Genomic DNA, 23801 nt, shown 5'->3' with positions numbered 1-23801 from the left:
ACCGATGGAAGGTACGACACCACTCCTTTACGCCAAAATGCAAAAAGGCCGGTCAATGACCGGCCTCTTGGGCGTTGATCTAAAAGCTTAGTTCACTTCCAGCTTCTCGCGGTTCTTATCCAGGATCGCCTTGCCTATCCCCTTCACTTCCAGCAGCTCGTCTACGGACGAAAACGGCCCATTACTGTCACGATAAGCAACAATCGCTTTGGCTTTGGCCTCCCCAATACCGGATAGCTCACGCTGCAGCGTCGGTGCATCAGCGCCATTGAGGTCGACTTTGCCAGACAGCGCCTTAGGCGCAACTTCCAGCACCATAGGCGCGTTGCCAGCCTCAGTTTTTACCGCAGGCGCGGCGATGGCAGCAATAGAGGCGCTGGTGAGCAGGGCAAAAACCAGAGAGTAGAAATAGCCAGTACGCATAAATGAAGCTCCATGACATCGATTGAGAAAGCAGCTTTTCCGAAGCTGCCCTCCAAACTTAGGCGATATGGTGGAGGTGTCAAAAGTGTGTCTGTTGCAGGATGTGAAACAATCAAGGTTCGAGACGCTTTTGTTGATGGCCCTGGCCAACTTTTGTGAGCTCATCTGTTTGCGGCCGGAAATGGCATCACCGAAATAGCATAGCCAATTTCTCGAAGATTCATTTTAGATACAGTGCTGGCCACTGCCTGCCTTGATTAGGCTATACCCTATCTGATATTGTTATCAGTTCTTGAAAAATGCATTGAGCCGTCAAAAGCAGGTAGTGTTTTGGGGCAACCAACATGATGTCCAAAACAGCACAAAATACCCAATGAGTACAATACACGCCTCCTCTATTGGTGGGTAAACTTCGTATCGCGGCCTACGGGCTGTGCACCACAAGAAAAACACATCGAAATGAATAAGCTATCTGGAATTGACCGCCATGCACTAATGGGCTGTGTAGGGGTCCTGTTCATGGTGTTCTGGCTCTCTTTTAATTTCAATCACGGCGAAAGAATTCAGCACAACAATGGCCTCGGCTGGGACGGCGCTGCCTACGCTGACTGGGCGCAACGTGACTCAGTAGAGATACTTACCAGTAACACAGTGTCCGAGTATTATATTGGACGCATGCTTCCCCCCATCATCATTCATAACGTCAGCAAGTTACTCGGCTACGATATAACTTCAACACCTCGAGTGATACACGCCTTCTACTTATTCAATGTCGGTCTACTTGTTATTGCAGCCGGATTACTTATCCTGATCGGCCGACATTATAAATGGCGAACGCCTATTTACTTTCTGGGTTTCAGTGCACTGTTCTTTAATTATCCTGTGCTCACCAACCTATCATACAACCCCACTCTTACAGATATTTCTGGCTACGTCTTAGGCCTCGGCATTTTCTATGCCTACATCAAAAACCGCTTCGCCCTATTGGTAGTGCTCAGCTTCCTCTGCTGCTTTGTATGGCCGACGATGCTTTACGGCGCTCTGCCGATGATCATGCTAGGCCGGGCCAGCGTTGCCAACCGCCCGCCCTCTCTGCATAGCCACCTGTTAGCCTTGCTGGTCGCCATCTCCCTGATTGCGCTTGCCGCCTACCTGTACGCCAATGGCCTACGGCAATCTCAAGGCACAACCGTTTTCAAGAGCGAGATACTCCCACTCAGCATAATTCTGTTCATTACCTATATTTACCTGGCCCTCAAGCCGATGATCGACGTGCCTGCCTACCTGCGGGCCTCCAGGCACATCAAGGTGCTTCCAGTGGTAGTGGGTATCCTCCTGTATGTATCGGTCAAAGCAATAGTCTTTCAATTTTCCGACCGGACGCCCGGCCCACTCACTATCACCAGCTATCTGGGCCTGTTTACGCAGGCATCCCTGTCGAACCCGCTGATTAACGTCGTTGCGCACGCCATGCACTACGGTCCGTTTTACATGATCGCCATCTTGCTCTGGCCGCGTATCGCTGCCCTGGCAAAAGCCGAAGGCCTAGGCCTCAGTGTCTACATTGCCTTGTTTGCCTTCTTGTCGATCGGGTCCGAGTCACGTCAGTTCCTCAATGCCTGGCCGGCTCTTGCAATGCTGACGTGCCAGGCACTGAACCAGTTGGGCGATGAGCGCAAGGTCGACTGGTGGTTTACTTATGCCGTCGCCGGCATGGCTCTGATCCTTTCCAGGTTTTGGCTGAGCATAAATGTCGGCCCCTGGACGGGTAATTTCCAGGCATTTCCGGACCAGATGCTCTACATGTATTCCGGCCCGTGGATCTCTCACCAGATGTATGGTGTTTTTCTCGCTGTGACGCTGCTCTGCTTCATTAGCCTGCTTACATTGCTGCGTCAGACGTCCAGTTCACCCGCGCGCGCATCGACACAGGAAGTATGATCCGATGAAAACGCTATCCATTGTGGTACCTGTCTATTTTAACGAAGGCTCCTTGCCGGATCTATTCAGCAAGCTTCTGTACATAGAGCAGTTACTCCAACAACAAGACATGCAGCTGGAACTGATTTTCGTCGACGATGGCTCCCAGGACAACTCACTGAATTTGCTCAGACAGTTCGTGATTACGCGCCCGGGCACCAAAGTGATCAAGCTGAGTCGTAATTTCGGAGCCATCAGTGCGGTAAAAACCGGACTGAATTACATCACCGGGGATTGCTTTCTATTCTTGGCCGCCGACCTTCAGGACCCGCCAGAACTCATCCCGGAAATGGTTAGCCGCTGGAAAAACGGTACCAAGTACATCATCTGTGAACGCACAGACAGACAAGACCCACTGGGTTCAAAAATATTCTCAGCAGTGTATTACCGGCTACTGCGCAAGTTCGTCATGGCGAGCTATCCGAAAAATGGTTTTGACCTCGCTCTCATGGACGGACAGCTTCTGCCCTATCTTAAAGACAGTGGCAAACACATCAACTTCCCTCTATTCCCGTATTGGCTAGGGTTCACCCCCGAAAAAATACCTTACGTTCGCGTGGCTCGTGAGCATGGGAAATCCAGATGGACGTTCGGAAAAAAATGGAAACTGCTGATCGACTCCATTTTTTCGTTTTCCTTCGCTCCGGTCAGACTGATTTCAGCAATAGGCCTGATAGTGTCGCTGGGAAGCTTTGCTTATGGCACCGTTGTGGTGCTGAGTGCATTGTTCGGCAAGGTTGAAGTGCCCGGGTTTGCGACGCTGGCCACCCTCGTCTCTTTCCTACTGGGCCTGATCATAGTAATGCTAGGTGTGATGAGCGAATATATTTGGAGGATATTTGATGAGGTCAACAGACACCCTCATGCAGTTATTGAAGAAGAAATTCTTTAATCTGGAATTCATCAAATTTCTTATCGTTGGCTGCATCAATACAGGCGCTGGATATATTTTCTATCTGGCGTTTATTCAGGTGATGGTATACACCTATGCATACTCTCTGTCGTATGCCTTAAGTATCGTGATTTCGTACGTTCTCAATGCGCGTTACGTCTTCAACGAGCCCCTCTCCCTTAAAAAGCTTCTCTCGTTCCCGCTGGTTTACATCGTGCAATACCTAAGCGGCTTATGCCTGATATACATCGCTGTAGAACAACTCTCTATCCCCGTCATCCTGGCGCCGCTCCTGGTTGTAGTTATCACCCTGCCGATCACGTTCTTACTTGCCCGGTTTATCGTGAAATAGCACGGCGCGGCGAAAACACCAGTGACAGGGTCGGCATATCGAGCTTCGGACTGAACGAACTCGATGTGCTGAACCCAAGTGCCAATGGTCAATCATCTATTCGAGGCATCATCGTCGCAACTTTAAGTACGCCGCTGTTTGAGGCTGTAGCGTCACCGCTGCCAGAATGCAAAAAGGCCGGTCAATGACCGGCCTTTTGTGTTGAGCAACAAGCTTGGTTCACCACGATTTTTTCGCGATGCTTATCCAGATCCGCCCCCATCACATCCCAAACTGCCGCACCGAGATGTAAACAATCAAGGTTCGAGGCGACGCTGCTGGTAAATCCAGTCGACGATCTCACCGTCGGGGGTGTAGCCGCTGACGGTTTCGCGTAGAAGTTGGCGAACACGTGAGTAGTCGTCTTTTTCCACCGCCGCCAGCAACTCAGTCAAGCGACCTTTCAGGACGTCCCAAGCGAGGTGATCTTCATTCGCGCTCATGATCATCGGGTGCTGGGTAGCCGAAACATTCTCGCCAATCAGCAGCTCTTCATACAACTTTTCGCCTGGACGCAACCCAGTGAACTCAATGCAAATGTCGCCGTGCGGGTTCTTATCCGAACGAATGCTCAATCCTGACAAATGGATCATTTTCTCCGCAAGCTCAACGATCTTCACCGGCTCGCCCATGTCCAGCACGAACACATCGCCGCCCTGCCCCATGGAGCCCGCCTGGATTACCAGTTGCGCTGCTTCAGGAATGGTCATGAAATAGCGGGTAATCTTCGGATGGGTGACCGTCAGCGGTCCGCCCGATTTGATCTGGCTGTGGAAAAGCGGGATGACGGAACCCGACGAGCCAAGGACGTTACCGAAACGAACCATTGTGAAACGTGTCTTGTTGACGCGCGAAACGTTCACCTTATCGCCGAACAATACGGGCGCAATCTCGCGGCTGAGCGCTTGCAATGTCAACTCGGCGAGACGCTTGGTGCTGCCCATTACGTTTGTTGGACGGACCGCTTTATCTGTCGATATCAGCACGAAATTCGACACACCCGTCTGTAGCGCTGCTTGAGCCGTGTTGAGCGTTCCAATTACGTTATTCAGCACGCCCTCAGCAATATTGTGCTCGACCATTGGCACATGCTTATAGGCTGCAGCGTGGTAGACCGTGTCGACACGCCAGGTTTTCATCACATCCAGAAGCTTGTCTTTATGACGGATGGACCCAAGAATCGGTAACAGTTGAACCGCAGACGACTCTCGAGAACTGCGCTGCTCAAGTTCGGAAAGGATGCTGTAGAGATTAAATTCACTGTGTTCGAACAGCAGCAGCGTGGTTGGTCTCAGAGCGAAAATCTGTCGGCACAACTCGGAACCGATCGAGCCGCCAGCCCCCGTAACCATTACGGTTTTGCCGCGGATACAGCGCTCCAGCAATTCAGGCTGGGCAGGCACTGAGTCGCGACCTAGCAAGTCGGCGATATCGACTTCCCGAATATCCTCAACCTTCACGCGGCCGCTGGCCAAATCAGTAAAGTTGGGAACGCTGCGCACGTGTAGCGGAAACCCTTCCAGCACATTGAGAATTTCACGGCGCCGAGCACGTGTCGAAGACGGCAGCGCAAGAAGGATCTCTTGCGCACCGGTGACATCGATCATCTGCTGGATGTGTTTGGGTTTATAGACATGCAGACCGGAAATGGAGCGATCGGCAATGCTGGAGTCGTCATCGATGAATGCAACCGGTCGCATGACACGACCCATACGCAATGCTGCTACCAGTTGGTTGCCCGCTACGCCCGCGCCGTAGATAGCGACCTTGGTCAAACCGTCATCACGGTTTGTGAAAGGAACGTGCTGGGCGGCGGTGAACCAGTCGCCCATGAAATACTGGCGCATGCATAGACGCAGGCCACCGATGATGACGAGGCTCAACCACCAGTAGTTGAAAATGACGGACCGGGGAACAACTGCTTCGTGATTGCTGTACCAGTAGACAATCAAAGCCAGGATCAGCGAGGAGAGGCTGACCGCTTTGATGATGGCAACAAGTGCATCGTTGCCGAAATATCGCATGACGGCTCGGTACATGCCGAACCGTATGAACAAGGGAATCGCGATAATTGGCGCACAGGCGAATAGCCATATATGAATTTTGAAAGGATTGATCATCTCGTCAATCCCCAAACGCACGATGAACGCCATCCACAGTGCCACCCAAACGAGAATCACGTCCGTGAACACTTGGATTAACCGCTTCTGCCGACGCGGAAGCCCCAGCAAAAACATCCTCAGCCTATCCATATAGCCTTGCCCCAAAGTGCCCTACTCCATCGCTTGAACTCGTTGAAGTGCATTGTACGTACGTAGGCATCGTCGTAACAGGAAAAAACGACGTATGTGGATCTACTGACAGGTTTGTGCCCCCCCCAGACCAACGTGGATTATCTAACGGGGAAGGGAATGCACGGCCATCACCGCCAAGGATGAAGAATGTGATCGCTAAATCGTTGTGACCAACGCTCATCAGCAAGCACCCAAAACGGATGCTGTTTCTGAGCAGCGTCAAGCGGCACGTAGCCATTCGCCGCGTTCCGAGCGCCAGCAGGGCGGGCGTGCACTTGACCTCAATGACTGCTTTCACCTTGCGGATAGCTGCAATCGTCAACCTGTTTGACGGTGTCGGTCTCGTCCCGTTCACCAACGACCGATATCTGTACTACAAACTTCGGTAACTGGCGCTCGCTTTTTGAAGGCTTGCCTCGATGTTACGTTCGGGAATCCAGCCCAGCGTCTGCTGGGCATTGGAGCTGTCCACTTCCAGCGAGCAGCAAAGTTGCTGATAAAGTGCCTGCTTGCCTACCAGTGATAACAATGTCTTCAGCAATACGGGCGGAACAGGCAACTGTATGCTCCGCTTGCCCATCCCCCGCGCCAGTGCTCGCACCATGGTTGCAGTCGATATTGCCGGCTCATCAGCAACCAGGAACAATTCCCCCGCCGCTTTCGGATGTTGTGCCGCGAGTGAGATGAAACTGCAAAGACTGTCAACGCCGATAATACTGCGACTGTTGGTTACTCCAGCGAACGGCATCGGCATGCCGCTGGCGACCAGTTTCAACAGACGCCGAAAATTCCCCGGCGCGTGAGCCCCGTACACAAGCGGTGGCCGGATAATCACCAACTCGGTAGGCGTATCTTTAAAAAGCGCAGCCAAACCCACTTCAGCTTCGTGCTTGGCAATCGCATAAGGAGCGTGAGGCGCTACTGGTGACAGCTCATTGAACGCCTTCCCGTGCGTTTCATTTCCGTTAACACCGATGGAGCTGATGAAAACAAACCGTTTTACACCACTCTGCAAGCAGGCTTCGGCGAGTCGAACGCATGCATCACGATTGACTTTACGAAACGCCTCCAGCGGGTTTTGCTCATGGGCCGTTTGCACATGTGCCCGCCCCGCCAGATGAATGACACAGTCGACTGTTTTCAGGCGGTCTGACCAAGCTCCAATGTCGTCGAGTTCACCAAGCACTACTTCCCCGCAAGCGACTTGTGGAGGTCTGCGATGCAGCGCTACAACTTCATGCCTCTCGGCCAACAGTTGCTCACATAAGTTACGACCAATAAACCCGGAGGCTCCCGTCACCAATAGCTTCATACACCCTCCGTAGCTAAACTGTCATGCGCCAGCTCTGCAACTGGAGCATGCGTTCAGTTTTTGCCAATACGCCTCAGACAAGCCGCCAAAAGCCCCACCAGCAACCCGGCAATAAGCCCCAAAAGAATCACAGGTGTCTGACGAGGAAATACGGCTTCAGGAGAAGGATAAAGAGAAACCAGCTGCGTCGGCACGTAACCCAATGCGTATTCGTATTTGCGCAAGTCCGCTTCGATTTCGTTGATGGCATCTCGGTGCGCGAGGTAGTTGGCCATTCCCTCTGTCAAGCCCCCCCCGCTCCCTAGTGCGTCTAAATGAGCTTGTCGCGACTTACGAAGATCGGCAACCATCTGCGAAAGACGATCCCGGCCGGGCTGGCTCAGGACATCCTGCTGCTGGCGAACCATCTCGAAGATACTTTCGGCGCATTTTGAAGCAAGCTCCGCGCCTTGACCTCGGACGCTGACCGTAAGGAAAGCGGGCTGACCTTCGGCGGTGTACCGAGCCAGTTTGGTCATCTTCTGTTTGGCCCCTGGTTCATCTTCGAAGCCACACCCACGCAGGACTTCATCCGAATAAGCAGCAGGGTTGTTCAACCGCGCAATGACCAAAACGGCAGACTCAATCTGATTAGGTCTCGGCAGGCCATCATCGTCCAACCCACGGTTTTCACCCATTTTTATTATCGCAGAGGCTTCGTACTCTGATGGGGTAAACGACAAATAGGCGACAGCCCCCAGCAAGCCCAAAACAGCGCCAGCAGTGATAAATTTCCAGCCTTGTGTCAAAAATTTCAGTAATGAAACAATTGTAAAAGCTTCCACATCATTTTTTACTTCAGGGTCGTACATAAAGCATCACTCGCGTAAATTGAAGTTAGGCTAGCTGGTCCGAACTCGATACCCGCCCCCTTCTCAAGGCCGTTGAGAAGATACAGGAAAAATGCTAAACCAGCATAAGCTCGCGGATAATTCGCACATCTGCAGGAGCAAGCTGGCCTAGCTGTCGAACCTAGGCGCGTCATCTAAAACCGCCCATGAAAATATTGTCTGCACTCGCGGGCAACGCCAGCCTGGGAATGTATGCCGCCTTAATAACACTGGCGATTTGCACAGCAGGCCCTGGCATGACTTGTAGCCCCAAACAGACTAAGTTTTTAGCTCTTTCTGTCGTAATTTGACATTGCGATCAAGGGCACCCGGTATGTGAATATTTGCATCAGTAGACACAATGCAATGAAGCCCAGATTGGTCCAAGTGTAGGCTTGGGGGGCGAAGCCCGCCATCACACAAGAGTAACTGATGCGCAAAAATATCAAGAATGAGATTATATTCGGGCGCACTCTGAAGAAATGAGCCGAGGCGACAAGTGACAGGTACAAGAACAATGCCGCCCCCACCGCACCCACCGACCCCCACGCCATCAGAAAGGGGAAGTATTCAGTTCCAACGTTAATGACAGGCTCATCAAATGGGATAGTAGAACCTAATGTTTCTACCCCTCCCGCTCCGGGAACCAATTGATTAATCAAAAAATCCGAATCGATGTAGCCTTTAGCCATAATAGAACTAAAGTTGTAAATTCCCGCGCCAATGTAGAGTAAAATCCACTTAAATCCGGGAGATGCCGCGGCGTAGAACTCCGTAAAAGGCAACGCCACCCAATCAAGGCGCCCTGACCGAAACTGCCCCAATTTAGCGAAAAGAAGCAGGGCTCCTAGCAAGCTGACAATAAGGGTTTTCCAGGGAATCTGCCGTTTGGAGAAAAAGACCATGGTTATGGCTAATCCATACACCGAGGTAAAAAGCCGGTTCCGGTCCAGCACTAGAACTGGAAATGCCAGTCCTACAGCAATGAAAAAAATTCTGATGCGTTTATCTGTATAGCAGAGCCATCCCACAATGGGGAGCACCCAGCACATATTCGAGATATGTCGAACATGCGATCGACCGCCGTCGAAGTTGGCGTAGATCTCCGGATGGAGTAATGGCAGCGGAAATAACGTCAAGTCGAGAACGCAGGCGAACAGTACCAACCAGGCTAACACCTTCACCCAATAGCATTCGGGCGAACGGTCAAAGGGCACGAGCTGTAGTTCGCGGCGCGCAGGCAAACGAACACCTAGCAACGCATCAAATACTATGGCTAACGCAGCGACAACCATCAATATTGAAATACCGACGCCGTAACCCTTAGGCAATTCAAATGTAAGTAGCGCAATAAGGCAACTGCCCAGCAAGGGCAGTGAGAAAAATACCGAGGGAGACCGATGGAAGTTTTTCACGCGCCGCCCTTTTTAGAGTTGCTCATGCTTTCCAACTCTCCCGCAATTCTAAATACAAAATATCGCGCCATATAAAATGAAGTCTTGAACCACTGGCGGTTTAAAAATGCGACCTTTGCATCCACCAAATGGCACTGTGCTTGAAGCATTTTTTTATAAGGGCCTTGGAATTTTTCAATGTGCCGTTTAGCTACTTTCCCGGACTCCTGGAGATTTCTGATTCTGGACTCAACGTCGGGAGTTCGGCAGGTATTGGTGCTGTGTACCCGGTATGCACATACCCGCTCATCGATGAAGCCAAGTCCACCTTGCGCCGCAATCCGGAGAAAAAAGTCCCAATCATCAATCCGTAGTGTCTCGTCCCAGCCTTCACCGCCAGTAACGAATGCTTTACGCACCATCGGGACAGGGCCCGCGACCGCCCAGTTGTTGATAACCGACGCAATAATACCTTTCTCAGAAAGGTATTTTTGTTTGTTCGCTCGGTGCAAGCCGGTCATGCCACTGTCGTGAATCACTTTGCCGTGCTCGTCGACAACAATGGAGTCACCAATAACAGCCAACTTATTCGGGAAGCTTAATAAATAGTCGACCAGCTTTTGACTGCCTCCCGACAAGAAATAATCATCACTGGCGCCCAACCTGAGAAACTCACCATTTGCCAAGCTTGTGAGCTCATTTATCGTCGCTGTTACACCTTTGTTAGGGCGACTCTTATAGATAACGTTTATGCTCTCTGCATGGAGTGACAACCATTGCTCGATCACCTTCGCGGTGTTATCGGTAGAACCGTCATCAATGATCACAATTTCTTTATTGCCATAAACATCGGCTAAAATACTATCAAGGCAACATTGTACGTATTGGTCATGATTGTAAGCAGGTACGATGTAGGATACTAAAGGTACCAATACGTCCTCCGGACATTGTTGCGACCGAAATAGGGCCTAATTGAATAATCGCAATTTATATACTATGGCATGCAGAGAGTCAACCGAAGGGCCCCCCTTTGAAACAATTGCTTGCTCCAGGTTCAGTCCATCCATGCTTCTTATGCGCGTGCTTTTTGCCGCCACGCGGTCTGCGGAAAGCTGATCTTTTAGTCGTTCCGCGGCGCCTTGCGCATCGTCCTTGTGCAGGCAACCAGGTGCGCTGATCTCCTGTGACGAGCATCCGACACGAAAAATTTCGATCATGCCAAGCTTGAGACAAGCTGAGCGACCGTTGCTCAGTGATGCTCGTAAAAGTGCCAAGCTTCGGATGGCCAGCCTCCAAATAGGTGGAGACCGCAATGGGCTACAGACAACTTGAAGCTGTCGCCTTTTACGGCACGACAGCCCAAGCCATATTTACAGTTTTCCGAGCACAACTTACCTAATCAAATCGTTAGATCCGACCACCACCGAGGTCGTCGTCCTTTTCCAATTCTCCAGCGTGAAATTTCACCGCTAGAATAATTAAAGGGACGTAGGCCAAAATCAGACCGAGCACACCATCCAGCCCTAGTAAAACTACACTCAGGGCTATTGGAAGTAGCCAGAACGTGTTTATAGCTGCCACCGTCAGCACTACTGGTAAATGCTTACCAAAGCGCCGCGATGCGAATTGATAGGCATGACTGCGATGTGCCTCATATACCTTGTCACCACGCAAACAACGACGCATTAAAGTAAACGTGGCATCTACGACGAACACGCCAAGCAAAATCAAAACCGCCCAAAACAATTGCGAAGAAGCCCAGGCAGAATTGATGGAAATTACTCCCAGTACAACCCCTAAAAACCCGCTTCCTGCGTCGCCCATAAAAATTCGCGCGGGTGGGAAATTCCAAAACAAAAAACCTGCAGTAGCGCTAGCGAGTGAGAGAGGAAGCCAAACCATATTCTCAAAACCGCTTACCCAATAAAGCAGACAGGCCCCCATACATACGCAGATAGCCTCGATACTGGCGATGCCATCGATTCCATCCATAAAATTATACAAATTCAGCATCCACACCAAGTACAGCGCAGAGAGAACGTACCCAAACCATCCCAGGTCGATACTTACCCCGAAGATGACGACCGCAGGCAAACCACCTAGCCAGAGCAATGCCCAGGCAGCGGCAGCGAAATGTCCTAATAAGCGCCATCTAGCAGCGACATGGCCATGATCGTCAATAAATCCGATCACTGCGATCAATGCTCCAGCTCCGCCTACCGCTACCAGCGTAGCGACCGGCACTAACTGCATCCACCCCAAAAACGGCAGGCTTAAGAGAAAGACCAAAACAATCGCCACTCCCCCACCACGAGGCGTTGGAACCGAGTGAGAACTTCGAGCATTTGGAACATCGATGATACTGCGCGCAAGGGCATAACGTCGCAGCACCTCAGTCAGCGCCAAAGACAGGAGAATAACGACAGGAAAGAACAACCACTGAATCATTATTTTTTATGCTCCATATATTGCTCCTCAGCAGCTTTCAGCGTTTCCTCAGCTGGCGCATGTGTAATCGATTGCATAAGAGCGTCATTTAATAACGTGCGAAATCTCTGAATCGCACAGATTTCGATAGGATTATACATTCCTAAAAATTCCACTCAAGGCTTCACCCGACTGAACACTCAAAATGACCTGCCTGCCCGTTTTTTTTTCGCTCTTAAACAGGAAATGAAAGTTACAGAAAAATCAGGCAACTCCAAAACCCATATTTAATAAATTCCCAGAACAACCATCACCAACAAAAAAATTCGATCGCGAAATCGACGACGCAAGCCAGCCCAGTTACGAATCAAAAAAGAGGAAGGAAGCTTGCCTTGTTTGACCAATGACACTGGCAATCCTTGAGCCTTGCCTGCCAACAAACCTGAAATTTTACTTACTTCTCCTCGATACCATCCGCTTCGCAATAAAGACAAACGGGAGATGAGAGCCTTAATACCAGTATTAGCCCCGAATTGATTGTTTGAATGTTGACGATAGAGCATATGAGAGACTGGATCGATGTACCAACTTAGACCGCTAGATCTAAACCAGGCGTACACCATCCAGTCGTGCAACGACACTTCACATACAAGCGACCAATTTTCAATTAAAAATTGTTTAAACTCAAGCGCATCAGGCACTTTAAGAACATAGCTGCAACCCGGCCCTGCTGCCTCGAAAAGAAAGTCATACTTACGTTGCGGTTGCGCTTTATCAAGTAAGACTTTTCGCCCATCAGGCCAGAACGCCGTGACATTACTCGAATACCCGGAGGCGTTCGTTTCCGAAATCTTCTCATGAGCAGCGATCAGTTTATCGTCTAACCAAATATCATCCTGATCAGCTAGAGCTATATAATCAAACTCAGTAAAATCCACATCACGGATCAGCCGATAAAAATTTCTACCCGCTCCCCCAAAGCGTTCGCCGTGAGGAAGAACGTTGACCCGAGGATTATTTAACGCCAGCTCGCTCGCCCATGACTCTGTTGCATCGCTAGAAGAATCAACACTAATAAAAATAGTCACATCAACATTTTTTTGCTGAAGAATTGATTCAACCTGTGCAGGCAACCACTTAACGCCATTATAGGCAGCCAACAGTACAGCGATTTTAACCCTATCCACCAAAACCTCCTTCTTGATCGCTGATTGCTCACTAACATCCCTTGCCAACAGCTATTCAAGCGGTTAAGAGATTTATTCTCGTCAGCAGTGAGTTTAGAATGACTCGATACGCTGCGCGTAGAGATATGACTTCAGCATAAATGCCCGCCCTCATTTCATGCTCACGATGAAGCGGCGAGCGACTACGAAGCTGAATATAAAGTAAATCGCATAATTCACAACAAACGCGTACATCGCTCCAACCAGTCCAAAGTGCTCCGTCAAAAAATACACCCAGGCCACATAGGTCAGGCTGAAAAACACCTCAGAAAAGATGAATAATTTCGTCATGGCTTTGGCGAGCATTATAAAAGACAGTATGAAGGACATTACCTTAATAACATCGCCGAGCAGTTGCGGAGCGTAAAGATAAAGCGCTTCCGAAAACTCGTCAGAGAATAGCACTTGCGTAATAAAATCACGGAATATATATATACCCAACGCAGACACAACAACCGCCGGCACCAAATACTGGTATGCAGTTCTAATTTCAGCGACAAATAACTTTTTATCCATAATTGCAGATAGCTTAGGCAGATAATAAACACTGATCGCCATAGTTATGAAAAGCAAATAGGCTTCCGAGACCTTGCTCACCGCTTGCCAATACCCAACTTGCTCCCAGGAAAACTTGCCAGCTAAAATATTTCGAGTTGCAATTTGAACTGCTGGAGCGAGCAGAGCTGAAGTTAATGTCATCACCGAAAAATGCGACAACTTTTTAACCATCTCGACATTCCAGACAAGCGAAAAATAGCTCCAGTTGAAATAGTCACTTTTCTTATAAAAAATAAAACTAACAAACAACAGACTCGCCTGAGCCAACAAAAAAGCCAGGAGTACACCATACAACTGAAAATAATAGCCCAATACCAATGGGGCGAGCACCCCAATAGCAGCCCCTCCTACGTGTATTGCAGCGAGGCGCTTGACATCCATCATGCCATTGACGATCGCGATGATTAAATTATGCAGGGCTACAAAAATCTGTGCGAACGCCAGTACTATAATCAGACTTTGATAACGCAGATCACCAAGCAACCAAACCGATAAGTGCTCACTAAAAGCGAGCACCATTACACACATCACAAACGACGACGCGAGGGAAAAACAAAATGCCGAGTTTAAAAGTATTTGTAGAGAGATATTTTGCTCACGGTATTCCGCCAAATACTTGACGACACCGGCACCCACTCCCCCTCCCGAAAACACCACCAGTAACGCTGTGAGGCTCATAAACTGGCCGAGTTGTGCGACCCCTTCTGGCCCAGCTAAAACAGCTACAAATTTCATCACCAAAAAACCCGACAATAATCGGGCAACTGTAGCGATAGAGGTTAGCAAACCAGTTCTTAGTATATTCAAAATCAAAACCATTTAACGCAGCATTGTAAAAATGTTAGCTTTAGCCCCTTCTAAAGCTAACTTATTTCTGGCCAAGCTAAAACAGAACGATTTTAAGAAAAGGCGTTCAAACGTTCAACGACCCTACTGACTTCATCAGCAGAAGTGACTGGACTTAATGGCAAGCTTAATACCGTCCGGTGTATAGCTTCCGTTACAGGATGATGCTCCGAAGCCAACGCTCGATAAGCGTTTTGCCTGTGTGGCGGAATAGGATAGTGAATCAACGTTTCAATACCATGGTCGTGCAGATAGCTTTTCAACTCATCACGCCTTTCGCTACGCACAACAAACAAATGCCACACATGTTGTTCCTGGAGAGACAGTGATGGAACCCGAATGAGAGCGTTATCAATGTTGGCTATGTATTGATTAGCTAATTCTTTCCTCACGCTTACTTCACGATCCAGATGACGCAATTTAACTCTCAACATCGCCGCTTGAATTTCGTCCAAACGACTATTAACGCCGCGGTATTGGTTTTCGTACTTCTTATAGCTTCCGTAGTTACCTAGTGCACGGACGACAGACGCAAGTTCATTGTCGTCGGTTGTGACAGCCCCTGCGTCACCGAGAGCCCCCAGGTTTTTACCGGGATAAAAACTGAACCCTGAAGCATCCCCCCAAGTACCTGCCTTACGGCCGTCAATGCTGGCACCGTGCGCCTGAGCGGAATCTTCCAGTACCAATAGGTTGTATTTCTTTGCCAGCGCGCACAGCAGCGGCATCTCTGCCAGTTGGCCATACAAGTGCACCGCCAATATGACTTTAGTCCGATTGGTTATCGCGCGCTCCGCCAATTGAGGTGACAAATTGAAGCTATGCTCATCGGGCTCGACGAGAACTGGCACCAAGCCATTTTCTGTGATCGCCAGAATACTAGCAATATACGTATTGGCGGGAACAATAACCTCGTCGCCGTCTGCCAGCTTACCCATTTCCTTCCAGGCTCTGAGGGTCAGACTCAAAGCATCCAGACCATTGGCAACACCAACACAATGCTTCGAACCGCAGTAGGCTGCAAATTCCTGCTCAAACTTTGATAGTTCTTGACCGCCAATATACCAACCAGAATCAATAACTCTTACGCAGGCTTCTTTCAATTCAACAGCGTAGGCGTGATTTACTTTTTTCAAGTCAAGAAAATTAATCATTTAGTTTAATCTCGTAAAAATCAATTGCCATACCACGGGCACCAAAACTTTCTTTTTGAGCAAGCAGACCGGAGTTGATGTATTTTCCACCGTCCTCAGTAGACACCCCGAAACTAAAATACTTACACCCGCTGTCTTGACTCTCTTGGATACAATTCTCAATAAGATAATCTAACGCCCCCACCTCTTTACCTTCGGAGCTTGTCGCTAAATACTGAGTATGGACGACAGTGCCGAATTTAAAAAGCAAGGTCGCAGCCAGCAACTTACCTTCAGACTTGACGATTCTGAGAGATATGTTTTCAGGAAAACGAGAGGACAATAACTCAAGTTCCTGTGGCGTATGAACTGCTACAGCCCCATGCTTCTCCAATACACCATTGAGCAAACCAATAAATTCGGCCCAGTCATTGGAGTCAGTCACAACTAAATTATTTTTCTTTGCTCGAGCAATAAGCCACTTTCTGCCTTTGGAAAGCTTCAATCGCCGATCCAGGAAAATAATGCTCGACAAATCCCTACGAACAATTTCAGCTCCGACCCTAAATAAAGAATACAGGTCTTCTTGTGCGCCATGAATTGAAAATATGTACGGGGTAGCCTTGTATAAAATCTTGTTAAACCCTTGAGTTCTAGCAAAAAGCATTATAGCTTCAACACTTTCTAGAACAGTTTCAGCCTTTACTTTTTGAGACAGAATCAAGCCGCCGTATGTCAAACCACCGTGGCTGACCAAAACATTCTCGTTACGAGACGCAGGTAACAGAGCGACCAGTACTTCTTCCTCATAAATCATCAATGAGGCATCAATAAATCGATCCGAGTGGTACTCCATGAAGTCTCTTTTAAACAGAAACATTGGAGTCTTGGAGTCTACAACAAAACTATCCCACTCATTTTTTTTGGCGGCCGAATAAAACTCGCAAACTACCATCCTAACAACTCCGCCACACCAAAACCCTCTGCTCCCATATTATTTCCATTATAAAAACAGAACGTCTTTTCTCCTGCAGCGACTAATCTTGGATAGCAAAGGTGTACAGAATCGAAGCCACTTTCAGAAAGTGTCAAACCAAAACTCGAATCACGACGCTCCCATTGCTTTCCATCGCTGGACACGGCCACACCCGGAAAATAGTCGCTGCCGGACGTGCCGCCCTTAGTATAAAACATGTAATACTGATCTTTTACTTTGTATACTGAGGGCCGCCCTATCCGATACTCATCCCCTTCCACATCTATACACAGCAACTCCTCCTGGTTAAATATCCGGCCGTCGACAGACTCTGTGTACCAAATATTGTAGTCAGGGTAGTGGTTGCCATTAATCAGTGTCCAAGAGTCACCCACCGCATACCATACTTTCCATACACCGTCTTCGAACAGAACAGAATGGATCGCTCGAATTGTTGTTCCGGCTTCAGCCCTGTCCATGACAGGTACTTCAGAAACACGCGAAAATGTCTCTCCGCCATCAGTGCTTTCTGCCAATCCTGTGAATGCTAAAAATTTTGCGCGCTTAACTATTTGAAAACCAACATAGTACATCCGCAGGACGTTACCATATTTAACGATGTCACCTAGAATAACGCCATTGTCATCAAAGCACCCGTCTCGCCCCCGGTCCAAAACTGGAGTCTCAGAAACCTTGAGGACTTTAGTCGGGTCTTGCGCATCGACGTCTACGTAACCAATCCTACTAATACCCTCTTCATCCCTGAACCCTGCATACACACGGATTACATTATCGTTCAGTAGAATCGGTGTAGGCGTCAGCGCAGAGTTTTTCTTCCAATCGTTAGTTCCGACTGGAGAAAAGACATGCCCTAGCTTGTTCCACTTCATGACGCCTTCCTCTACAATTTAACGCTGAGTGAACTTTTCTTGGGTAGTTCTTTTGCTGGAGAACCATAATAAATACGCTCAGGTTCTTTCAGGTCTTTCGATACTAATGAGCCGGAAGCCACAATACAGTCTCGAGCAACCGTCACATGATCATTAAGCGTAGAGTTCACCCCTAAAAAGCAAGATTCCCCGATTGTACAGTAGCCTGATACAACCACATGCGAGGAAATAAAGCAGTTGTCCTCAATCACCGAGCGATGACCAATATGGTTACCACTCCAGAGAATTACGTTATTCCCAATCTTAACGAAAGGCTGCACAGTATTATTTTCAAATATAAAACAATTTTCCCCAATTTCCGCATTGCGCCATACAAATGCACGAGAGCTGATATAAGTGGCACAGGTATAGCCTTTCTCTTTAACGCTCTGATACAACCGCGTTCTCAAGCGGTTAAGTTGTGACGCGGGAATCGCCACAAACACTTCAAACTCGTCAGGAGGGAATTGCTGCTTCACATCCTCCAAGGGGACGATAGGCAAGTCATAAAGCGTAGCGCTTTCGATATAGTCTCGCTCGACGGCGAATCCGCAAACTTCGTAAGCAGAATCGTATGTGAAATATTCATAGGCGATCATTGCCAATTCGCCCGCACCGGCAATTACCAATTTTTTATTTTTTTCCACAACTCACCTCCTTAATGAATTGGTCATAATCCCGAATATAGTCGGACTCATCATAGTACTCACTGGCCAAAACAAGTAGAACGCAATCATCACTGAACTCATGCATTTCACGCCATATCATATTACGGATGATCAAGGCCTTACTCGCCGAATCCAATCTTACTTGTTGCCTGCTGGCGCCATCATCAATGACTATGTTACAACTTCCGGATACACAAATTGCCATCTGTTCTAGACGTCGATGTGCGTGAAAACCACGACCAACATCAGAGAGAGTATCGTATATATAATAAACACGCTTTATCGCAAAAGGAATGTTCAAGCCTTGTTCAAGTGCGATCAAACTTCCGCGGTTATCACCGATTACTTTCAAGTCCTTTAATTCGGTAGTACCCTGGAGAAACTCCGAGTGCGGTTCACTGTTCTTCAAGAGAGGCGCAACTGCATCTTCAGCACCCGTGGTTTTTTCTGTAAACCCAGGCCAGTCTATGCCGATATCAGGGTCATTCCACCTGACGTTTCGCTCAGACTCCTTATGGTAACCATTAGTTGTCTTACAGAAAAAATGAGTATTATCCTCTAATGCAGCAAAGCCATGTGCGAAGCCCTCGGGAATCCACAACATACGCTGACTAACAGCGTCCAGCTCAACGCCAACCCATTTTCCGAATGTCAATGAATCGCGACGCACATCGACGGCCACAACATAAGCCGAACCATTGACTACTCTGATCAAATTGCCTTGCGCACGGGGAGGAAGCTGATAACGCAGGCCTCGAAGCACGCCCTTCCTTGAACAAAAATGGTTATCCTGGATTAAAGGTCGCGGTACCGGAAAACCGGCCTCTTTAAGTGCCTTGTGAAATGCAGGCTCATCAAAACTCTGCACCGACCCGCCCTGCGAATCTTCATAAATCGCGGGCTCTAGAATAGCTATGTCAGGCAAAGAAGTTTGAAGGAGCCTCACGAGTGACGGCCCTCATCCAGCATTTTTTGCAAATACTGCCCATATCCGGTTTTTGCTAATTTATCAGCTTGAACCTTCAGTTGGGCTGAGTCTATCCAACCATTATTGAATGCAATTTCTTCCAGGCAAGCCACTTTCAAGCCTTGGCGCTGCTCGATGGTGTGAACGAAGTGGCTCGCTTCCAATAGGGAATTATGCGTGCCGGTGTCGAGCCAGGCAAAACCGCGCCCCAGCATTTCCACGCTGAGCGTCTTGCGTTCCAGATAAGCCCTATTGACATCGGTGATTTCCAGCTCGCCCCGCTCTGAAGGCTTAATGCTCTTGGCGATTTCAACCACATCGTTATCGTAGAAATACAGTCCGGTAACCGCGTAATTGGATTTAGGCTTTGCCGGCTTTTCTTCAATACTCAGAGCACGTCCCGAAGCATCGAATTCAACGACACCAAATCGCTCAGGATCAGAAACGTGATAACCAAATACCGTTGCGCCTTCCTTTTGGGTCGTCGCGGAACGCAAGTTGTCAGAGAAGTGCTGACCGTAGAAAATGTTGTCGCCCAGGATCAGACAGCAAGGGTCTTTGCCGATGAACTCTTCACCAATGATGAACGCCTGTGCCAAGCCATCCGGACTAGGCTGTTCTGCATAGGTCAACTTAATGCCGTACAGGCTGCCATCACCCAGCAATTTGCGAAAACAAGGCAAGTCTTCGGGAGTGGAAATGATCAAAATCTCTCGCATACCTGCGAGCATCAGCACTGAAAGCGGATAAAAGATCATCGGCTTGTCGTAGATCGGTAGCATCTGTTTGGAGACACCGAGGGTCAATGGATGCAACCGCGTGCCCGAGCCACCAGCGAGGATGATGCCTTTACGATTTGTCTTGGTCATTTATTCAGAACTTCCCTAAGCATTCGGGTTACACCACTTCGCCAATCCGGTAAGTGTAGAGAAAAATTGTTGCGCAGCTTCTGAGTATTCAAACGCGAATTCAGAGGTCGGCGTGCAGGTGTTGGATAAGCGGTTGTTTCGATCGGATTGATTACGTTCACAGCAAGTTGTTCGCCATTGGCCTGCGCAAATTCGATCACATGGCGGGCATAGTCATACCATGATACTTCGCCTCCGGCAGCCAGGTGATACACCCCTGCCAGTTCCGGGCTCTTCAGTACTTGCCGAATGGCCAACGCCGTCACGTCGGCAATCAGGTCTGCCCCAGTCGGCGCTCCAACCTGGTCGGAGATGACGCTCAAGGTGTCGCGATCCTTGGCCAGACGCAGCATGGTCTTGGCAAAATTGTTACCACGACTGCCGTACACCCAACTCGTGCGAAAAATCAGGTGCTTGCATCCAGACGCAGTGATCGCCTGCTCACCTGAGAGCTTGCTGGCACCGTAGCGATTCACTGGCGCGACCGAGTCCGACTCTTGCCAAGGCAGTGAACCCTGACCGTTGAATACGTAGTCGGTCGAATAATGGATCAACCACGCGTCCAGGACAGCGGCTTCTTCGGCCAAGACTTGACTGGCCAGACTGTTCACACGGTCCGCCAGCTCGGTCTCGGACTCTGCCTTATCGACAGCCGTATAAGCCGCAGCATTGACGATAATGTCAGGCTTGACCCGGCGAATCGTTGCGCGCAGTGCATCGGGGTCAGACAAATCACCGCACAAACCGTCAACCACATGACGATCCAGTGCAATCAAGTCACCGAGCGATGCCAAGGAGCGTTGCAACTCCCAGCCTACCTGGCCATTTTTTCCCAGCAGTAGGATCTTCATGCCTTGCTCGAAGAACGATCCGCGTAATTCTGGTCAATCCACTGCTGATAGCTGCCGCTTTTCACATGAGCTACCCATTCGGTGTTTTGGAGGTACCACTCGACGGTCTTGCGAATACCGGTTTCAAATGTTTCTTCCGGCGTCCAGCCCAGCTCGCGTTGAATTTTGCTGGCATCGATTGCGTAACGCTGGTCGTGGCCCGGGCGATCCTGGACATAGGTGATCAGGCTGGCGTGCGGACGATGGGCAGAGTCCGGGCGCAACTCGTCGAGCAGTGCGCAAAGTGTGTGCACGACTTCAATGTTTTGCTTTTCGTTATGGCCACCGATGTTGTACGTCTCGCCGATAACACCCTCGGTCACAACTTTGTACAAAGCACGGGCGTGGTCTTCAACATAGAGCCAATCGCGAACCTGGTTGCCTTTACCATAAACCGGCAGCGGCTTGCCTTCCAGCGCATTGAGGATGATCAGCGGGATCAGCTTTTCAGGGAAATGGCACGGGCCGTAGTTGTTTGAGCAGTTGGTCACCAAGGTTGGCAAGCCGTAGGTACGGCTCCAGGAGCGAACAAGGTGATCGGAGCTGGCCTTGCTCGCCGAGTACGGTGAGCTTGGCTGATAGGGGGTGGTTTCGGTGAAGAGATCTTCCGGGCCTTCAAGATCCCCATAGACTTCATCAGTCGAAATATGGTGGAAGCGGAAGTTGGCTTTGCGCCCATCTTCCAGTGCAGCCCAGTAGTGACGTGCTGCTTCCAACAGGGTGTAAGTGCCAATGATATTCGTCTGGATAAATTCAGATGGGCCGGAAATCGAGCGGTCTACGTGGGACTCTGCGGCCAGGTGCATGATGGCATCCGGTTGGTGTTCACGCAGGACGCGGTCGATCTGATCACGGTCGCAAACATCAACGCGCTCAAACACATAGCGTGAGCTCTGGCTAACTTCGGCCAATGACTCAAGGTTACCGGCGTAAGTCAGCTTATCGACGTTAACGACGGAGTCGGCAGTGTTGGAGATGATATGACGGATGACTGCCGAGCCGATGAACCCGGCGCCGCCGGTTACTAGAATTTTCACGCGAAACCACACCCTTTGAGTTACTGACAGGGCCGCCAAACCGAGCGCTGTCTAATCCATGAATGCAAAAAGCCACATCTAAGCTGAGGCTTCTGACAAAACCAGTCTGAACCGACGCAGGAACGTGCCATTATCGGATAAGCGCAGCATTTTACAGCTTAATGACGCTTTTACTAATGGATATAGACAAGCTGTGAAGCAAAATTCGTGATGTTTACTCTTTTCGTGATCAGACAAGACGCTTGCGGGAAGATCTGGATGCCCGCCCTAAAACCCACCCTATAATCGGCCCAATCAGCATGCCGAACAGCAGCGCAAGAACCATCACCAGCGACACTGGTAATTGTGGACCTGACCAGCCCAGGAATAGCAGTGAAACCGATTGTTGATTTTCCAGCACAAAAGCCAGTACTGCCAGAATCAACAACAGGACAACCATGCCGAGGAGTACACGCTTGAGGTTACGCATGCGTCGCTCCTTTAGTTATGAAGGTCAAAACCTTCCTCCTCCTCTTCATTGACCCGATCACGCAATTCCTTGCCCGGCTTGAAATGTGGCACAAACTTGCCATCAAGGCTAACCGACTGACCCGTCTTAGGATTGCGGCCAACGCGCGGCGCACGATAGTGCAGTGAAAAGCTACCAAAACCACGGATCTCGATACGATCCCCAGTTGCTAGGCATTGGGACATCTGTTCAAGCATAGTCTTGATAGCCAGCTCAACATCCTTGGATGAGAGCAGCCCTTGATGGGTGACAATTCGTTCGATCAACTCCGACTTCGTCATATTTTTCCCTTCTTTTTCAAGCAGCTAGGAAAAGCGCTTCAAAGGTTTTAGCATGCCCGGAGGAATTTGAACAGCCCAGGGTTTCACATATCTTTACCAATAATGCCCTTCCTGATTTCAACGAACCTCAACACCAATCAGCCTCATCGACAGATAATCAGCATGGTGCGTGTCAGATAACCCGCTGGATTAAAACCAAAGGGAAACTCATCCTCATCCTTGGCATCATCAGACCTTGCTATAACCTTGTAGCCGGTCGCTTTACACTCTTTGTCCGCGCGCTTACGACACTTCTCCCATCCAGAACCCAATCCCGAACAATCTATCTCTACGCCACTGACACCACGCACGGCATGGGGCCTGGCATTCGTGCCACAACCCGCCAGCGTCAATACCGCCACTGCGACAATGAGCTTGTTCATTCACTTCCTTATGGCAGGAGCCCTGCCCGGCCTTCGTTCGCTTGAGTTAAGACTAGCTGCAAATAAGCGATTGATCCGATTAAAGAAAGAGACAACGTAGCAGGACCATTGGTTGCAAGGGCTGCCGGATCAGCACGATCCCATCAACAGGCTCACCAAATCCCAGGCACAAAAAAGGGCGACCGAAGTCGCCCTTTTTCTATGGTCTTACAGAACTTAGTTCTGTTTTTCCATTTGTGCACGCAACAGGTCGCCCAGAGTGGTAGGACCAGCAGCAGGTTCCGAAGTCGCTGGCTTGTCGCGCAGGCTCTGGATTGCTTCTTTCTCTTCAGCATCGTCTTTCGACTTGATGGAGAGCTGGATTACGCGGCTCTTGCGGTCAACGCTGATGATCTTGGCTTCTACTTCCTGGCCTTCTTTCAGAACGTTGCGCGCGTCTTCAACGCGGTCACGGCTGATTTCGTATGATT

24 protein-coding genes are annotated in these 23801 nt (G+C 49.5%); 3 read left to right on the top strand and 21 right to left on the bottom strand.

Annotated features, from left to right (window positions below; genetic code table 11):
- Positions 1-87: 87 nt before the first annotated feature.
- Positions 88-423, bottom strand: coding sequence for a ComEA family DNA-binding protein (locus ACIQV9_RS17295; protein WP_403103752.1), 336 nt, complete (start codon positions 421-423; stop codon positions 88-90).
- Positions 424-882: 459 nt separating this feature from the next.
- Between ACIQV9_RS17295 and ACIQV9_RS17290 the strand changes: the two genes are divergently transcribed.
- From ACIQV9_RS17290 to ACIQV9_RS17280, 3 genes are read left to right on the top strand one after another with little or no spacing between them, the layout of a single operon-like run.
- The gene (locus ACIQV9_RS17290) at positions 883-2364 is read left to right on the top strand and encodes a hypothetical protein (RefSeq protein WP_403103749.1); all 1482 of its coding nucleotides are present in this window, start codon (positions 883-885) and stop codon (positions 2362-2364) included.
- 4 nt (positions 2365-2368) lie between these two features.
- On the top strand, positions 2369-3295 hold the full coding sequence (locus ACIQV9_RS17285; protein WP_403103746.1) for a glycosyltransferase family 2 protein: 927 nt from the start codon (positions 2369-2371) through the stop codon (positions 3293-3295).
- Entirely contained in the window at positions 3267-3647 is a 381-nt protein-coding gene (locus tag ACIQV9_RS17280) for a GtrA family protein (protein WP_403103744.1), read from the top strand. The genes ACIQV9_RS17285 and ACIQV9_RS17280 overlap by 29 nt, the downstream gene beginning before the upstream one ends.
- A 296-nt stretch (positions 3648-3943) precedes the next feature.
- Here ACIQV9_RS17280 and ACIQV9_RS17275 read toward each other — a convergent pair whose 3' ends face one another.
- The 20 genes from ACIQV9_RS17275 to ACIQV9_RS17180 all read right to left on the bottom strand — a co-directional run.
- Positions 3944-5938, bottom strand: a complete 1995-nt coding sequence (locus tag ACIQV9_RS17275; protein ID WP_403103994.1) for a polysaccharide biosynthesis protein — start codon at positions 5936-5938, stop codon at positions 3944-3946.
- Between the two features lie 415 nt (positions 5939-6353).
- Complete coding sequence (locus ACIQV9_RS17270) at positions 6354-7292, bottom strand: NAD-dependent epimerase/dehydratase family protein (protein WP_403103741.1); 939 nt, start codon at positions 7290-7292, stop codon at positions 6354-6356.
- Positions 7293-7345: 53 nt separating this feature from the next.
- The gene (locus ACIQV9_RS17265) at positions 7346-8143 is read right to left on the bottom strand and encodes a Wzz/FepE/Etk N-terminal domain-containing protein (RefSeq protein ID WP_403103739.1); all 798 of its coding nucleotides are present in this window, start codon (positions 8141-8143) and stop codon (positions 7346-7348) included.
- 305 nt (positions 8144-8448) lie between these two features.
- Positions 8449-9576, bottom strand: a complete 1128-nt coding sequence (locus ACIQV9_RS17260; RefSeq protein WP_403103736.1) for a hypothetical protein — start codon at positions 9574-9576, stop codon at positions 8449-8451.
- Positions 9573-10487 carry a glycosyltransferase gene (locus tag ACIQV9_RS17255; protein WP_403103733.1) on the bottom strand — a complete coding sequence of 305 codons (915 nt, stop codon included), beginning with the start codon at positions 10485-10487 and terminating at the stop codon, positions 9573-9575. Before ACIQV9_RS17255 ends, ACIQV9_RS17260 begins: the two co-directional genes overlap by 4 nt.
- A gap of 475 nt (positions 10488-10962) precedes the next feature.
- On the bottom strand, positions 10963-12003 hold the full coding sequence (locus ACIQV9_RS17250; protein WP_403103731.1) for a glycosyltransferase family 4 protein: 1041 nt from the start codon (positions 12001-12003) through the stop codon (positions 10963-10965).
- Positions 12004-12269: 266 nt separating this feature from the next.
- Complete coding sequence (locus ACIQV9_RS17245; RefSeq protein WP_403103728.1) at positions 12270-13169, bottom strand: glycosyltransferase; 900 nt, start codon at positions 13167-13169, stop codon at positions 12270-12272.
- 150 nt (positions 13170-13319) lie between these two features.
- On the bottom strand, positions 13320-14585 hold the full coding sequence (locus ACIQV9_RS17240; protein ID WP_403103725.1) for an O-antigen translocase: 1266 nt from the start codon (positions 14583-14585) through the stop codon (positions 13320-13322).
- Between the two features lie 80 nt (positions 14586-14665).
- Positions 14666-15766 carry a DegT/DnrJ/EryC1/StrS family aminotransferase gene (locus ACIQV9_RS17235; RefSeq protein WP_403103722.1) on the bottom strand — a complete coding sequence of 367 codons (1101 nt, stop codon included), beginning with the start codon at positions 15764-15766 and terminating at the stop codon, positions 14666-14668.
- Positions 15759-16601, bottom strand: a complete 843-nt coding sequence (locus ACIQV9_RS17230; protein WP_403103720.1) for a GNAT family N-acetyltransferase — start codon at positions 16599-16601, stop codon at positions 15759-15761. The genes ACIQV9_RS17235 and ACIQV9_RS17230 overlap by 8 nt, the downstream gene beginning before the upstream one ends.
- A gap of 92 nt (positions 16602-16693) precedes the next feature.
- The gene (locus tag ACIQV9_RS17225; protein ID WP_403103717.1) at positions 16694-17611 is read right to left on the bottom strand and encodes a hypothetical protein; all 918 of its coding nucleotides are present in this window, start codon (positions 17609-17611) and stop codon (positions 16694-16696) included.
- An 11-nt stretch (positions 17612-17622) separates the two neighbouring features.
- Entirely contained in the window at positions 17623-18297 is a 675-nt protein-coding gene (locus ACIQV9_RS17220; RefSeq protein ID WP_403103714.1) for an acetyltransferase, read from the bottom strand.
- Positions 18284-19264, bottom strand: a complete 981-nt coding sequence (gene rfbC / locus ACIQV9_RS17215) for a dTDP-4-dehydrorhamnose 3,5-epimerase (RefSeq protein ID WP_403103711.1) — start codon at positions 19262-19264, stop codon at positions 18284-18286. The genes ACIQV9_RS17220 and rfbC overlap by 14 nt, the downstream gene beginning before the upstream one ends.
- Positions 19261-20154 (bottom strand): glucose-1-phosphate thymidylyltransferase RfbA, encoded by an 894-nt coding sequence (gene rfbA / locus ACIQV9_RS17210; protein ID WP_403103708.1) that lies wholly within the window; start codon positions 20152-20154, stop codon positions 19261-19263. The genes rfbC and rfbA overlap by 4 nt, the downstream gene beginning before the upstream one ends.
- Positions 20151-21044: a dTDP-4-dehydrorhamnose reductase gene (gene rfbD, locus ACIQV9_RS17205; protein ID WP_403103705.1), complete on the bottom strand. Its 894-nt coding sequence runs from the start codon at positions 21042-21044 to the stop codon at positions 20151-20153. The genes rfbA and rfbD overlap by 4 nt, the downstream gene beginning before the upstream one ends.
- Positions 21041-22120 carry a dTDP-glucose 4,6-dehydratase gene (rfbB, locus tag ACIQV9_RS17200; RefSeq protein WP_403103992.1) on the bottom strand — a complete coding sequence of 360 codons (1080 nt, stop codon included), beginning with the start codon at positions 22118-22120 and terminating at the stop codon, positions 21041-21043. Before rfbB ends, rfbD begins: the two co-directional genes overlap by 4 nt.
- A 229-nt stretch (positions 22121-22349) precedes the next feature.
- The gene (locus ACIQV9_RS17195; RefSeq protein ID WP_403103702.1) at positions 22350-22589 is read right to left on the bottom strand and encodes a lipopolysaccharide assembly protein LapA domain-containing protein; all 240 of its coding nucleotides are present in this window, start codon (positions 22587-22589) and stop codon (positions 22350-22352) included.
- An 11-nt stretch (positions 22590-22600) separates the two neighbouring features.
- The gene (gene ihfB, locus ACIQV9_RS17190; protein ID WP_054051920.1) at positions 22601-22909 is read right to left on the bottom strand and encodes an integration host factor subunit beta; all 309 of its coding nucleotides are present in this window, start codon (positions 22907-22909) and stop codon (positions 22601-22603) included.
- A gap of 143 nt (positions 22910-23052) precedes the next feature.
- Entirely contained in the window at positions 23053-23331 is a 279-nt protein-coding gene (locus tag ACIQV9_RS17185) for a hypothetical protein (RefSeq protein ID WP_403103699.1), read from the bottom strand.
- 216 nt (positions 23332-23547) lie between these two features.
- Positions 23548-23801: S1 RNA-binding domain-containing protein (locus tag ACIQV9_RS17180; RefSeq protein ID WP_403103697.1), on the bottom strand; the 254-nt coding region annotated here is incomplete at its 5' end.

The organism is Pseudomonas sp. NPDC099000 (assembly GCF_044759925.1).
In the GTDB taxonomy this organism is placed as follows: domain Bacteria; phylum Pseudomonadota; class Gammaproteobacteria; order Pseudomonadales; family Pseudomonadaceae; genus Aquipseudomonas.
This window is presented reverse-complemented; position numbering and strand designations above follow the sequence as displayed.

Bases quoted from the DNA above. Each gene is read 5' to 3' on its own strand.
- ACIQV9_RS17295 (WP_403103752.1), bottom strand. From the start codon at position 423: ATGCGTACTGGCTATTTCTACTCTCTGGTTTTTGCCCTGCTCACCAGC.
- ACIQV9_RS17290 (WP_403103749.1), top strand. From the start codon at position 883: ATGAATAAGCTATCTGGAATTGACCGCCATGCACTAATGGGCTGTGTA.
- ACIQV9_RS17285 (WP_403103746.1), top strand. From the start codon at position 2,369: ATGAAAACGCTATCCATTGTGGTACCTGTCTATTTTAACGAAGGCTCC.
- ACIQV9_RS17280 (WP_403103744.1), top strand. From the start codon at position 3,267: ATGCAGTTATTGAAGAAGAAATTCTTTAATCTGGAATTCATCAAATTT.
- ACIQV9_RS17275 (WP_403103994.1), bottom strand. From the start codon at position 5,938: ATGGATAGGCTGAGGATGTTTTTGCTGGGGCTTCCGCGTCGGCAGAAG.
- ACIQV9_RS17270 (WP_403103741.1), bottom strand. From the start codon at position 7,292: ATGAAGCTATTGGTGACGGGAGCCTCCGGGTTTATTGGTCGTAACTTA.
- ACIQV9_RS17265 (WP_403103739.1), bottom strand. From the start codon at position 8,143: ATGTACGACCCTGAAGTAAAAAATGATGTGGAAGCTTTTACAATTGTT.
- ACIQV9_RS17250 (WP_403103731.1), bottom strand. From the start codon at position 12,003: ATGATTCAGTGGTTGTTCTTTCCTGTCGTTATTCTCCTGTCTTTGGCG.
- ACIQV9_RS17240 (WP_403103725.1), bottom strand. From the start codon at position 14,585: ATGGTTTTGATTTTGAATATACTAAGAACTGGTTTGCTAACCTCTATC.
- ACIQV9_RS17235 (WP_403103722.1), bottom strand. From the start codon at position 15,766: ATGATTAATTTTCTTGACTTGAAAAAAGTAAATCACGCCTACGCTGTT.
- ACIQV9_RS17230 (WP_403103720.1), bottom strand. From the start codon at position 16,601: ATGGAGTACCACTCGGATCGATTTATTGATGCCTCATTGATGATTTAT.
- ACIQV9_RS17225 (WP_403103717.1), bottom strand. From the start codon at position 17,611: ATGAAGTGGAACAAGCTAGGGCATGTCTTTTCTCCAGTCGGAACTAAC.
- rfbA (WP_403103708.1), bottom strand. From the start codon at position 20,154: ATGACCAAGACAAATCGTAAAGGCATCATCCTCGCTGGTGGCTCGGGC.
- rfbD (WP_403103705.1), bottom strand. From the start codon at position 21,044: ATGAAGATCCTACTGCTGGGAAAAAATGGCCAGGTAGGCTGGGAGTTG.
- ACIQV9_RS17195 (WP_403103702.1), bottom strand. From the start codon at position 22,589: ATGCGTAACCTCAAGCGTGTACTCCTCGGCATGGTTGTCCTGTTGTTG.
- ihfB (WP_054051920.1), bottom strand. From the start codon at position 22,909: ATGACGAAGTCGGAGTTGATCGAACGAATTGTCACCCATCAAGGGCTG.
- ACIQV9_RS17185 (WP_403103699.1), bottom strand. From the start codon at position 23,331: ATGAACAAGCTCATTGTCGCAGTGGCGGTATTGACGCTGGCGGGTTGT.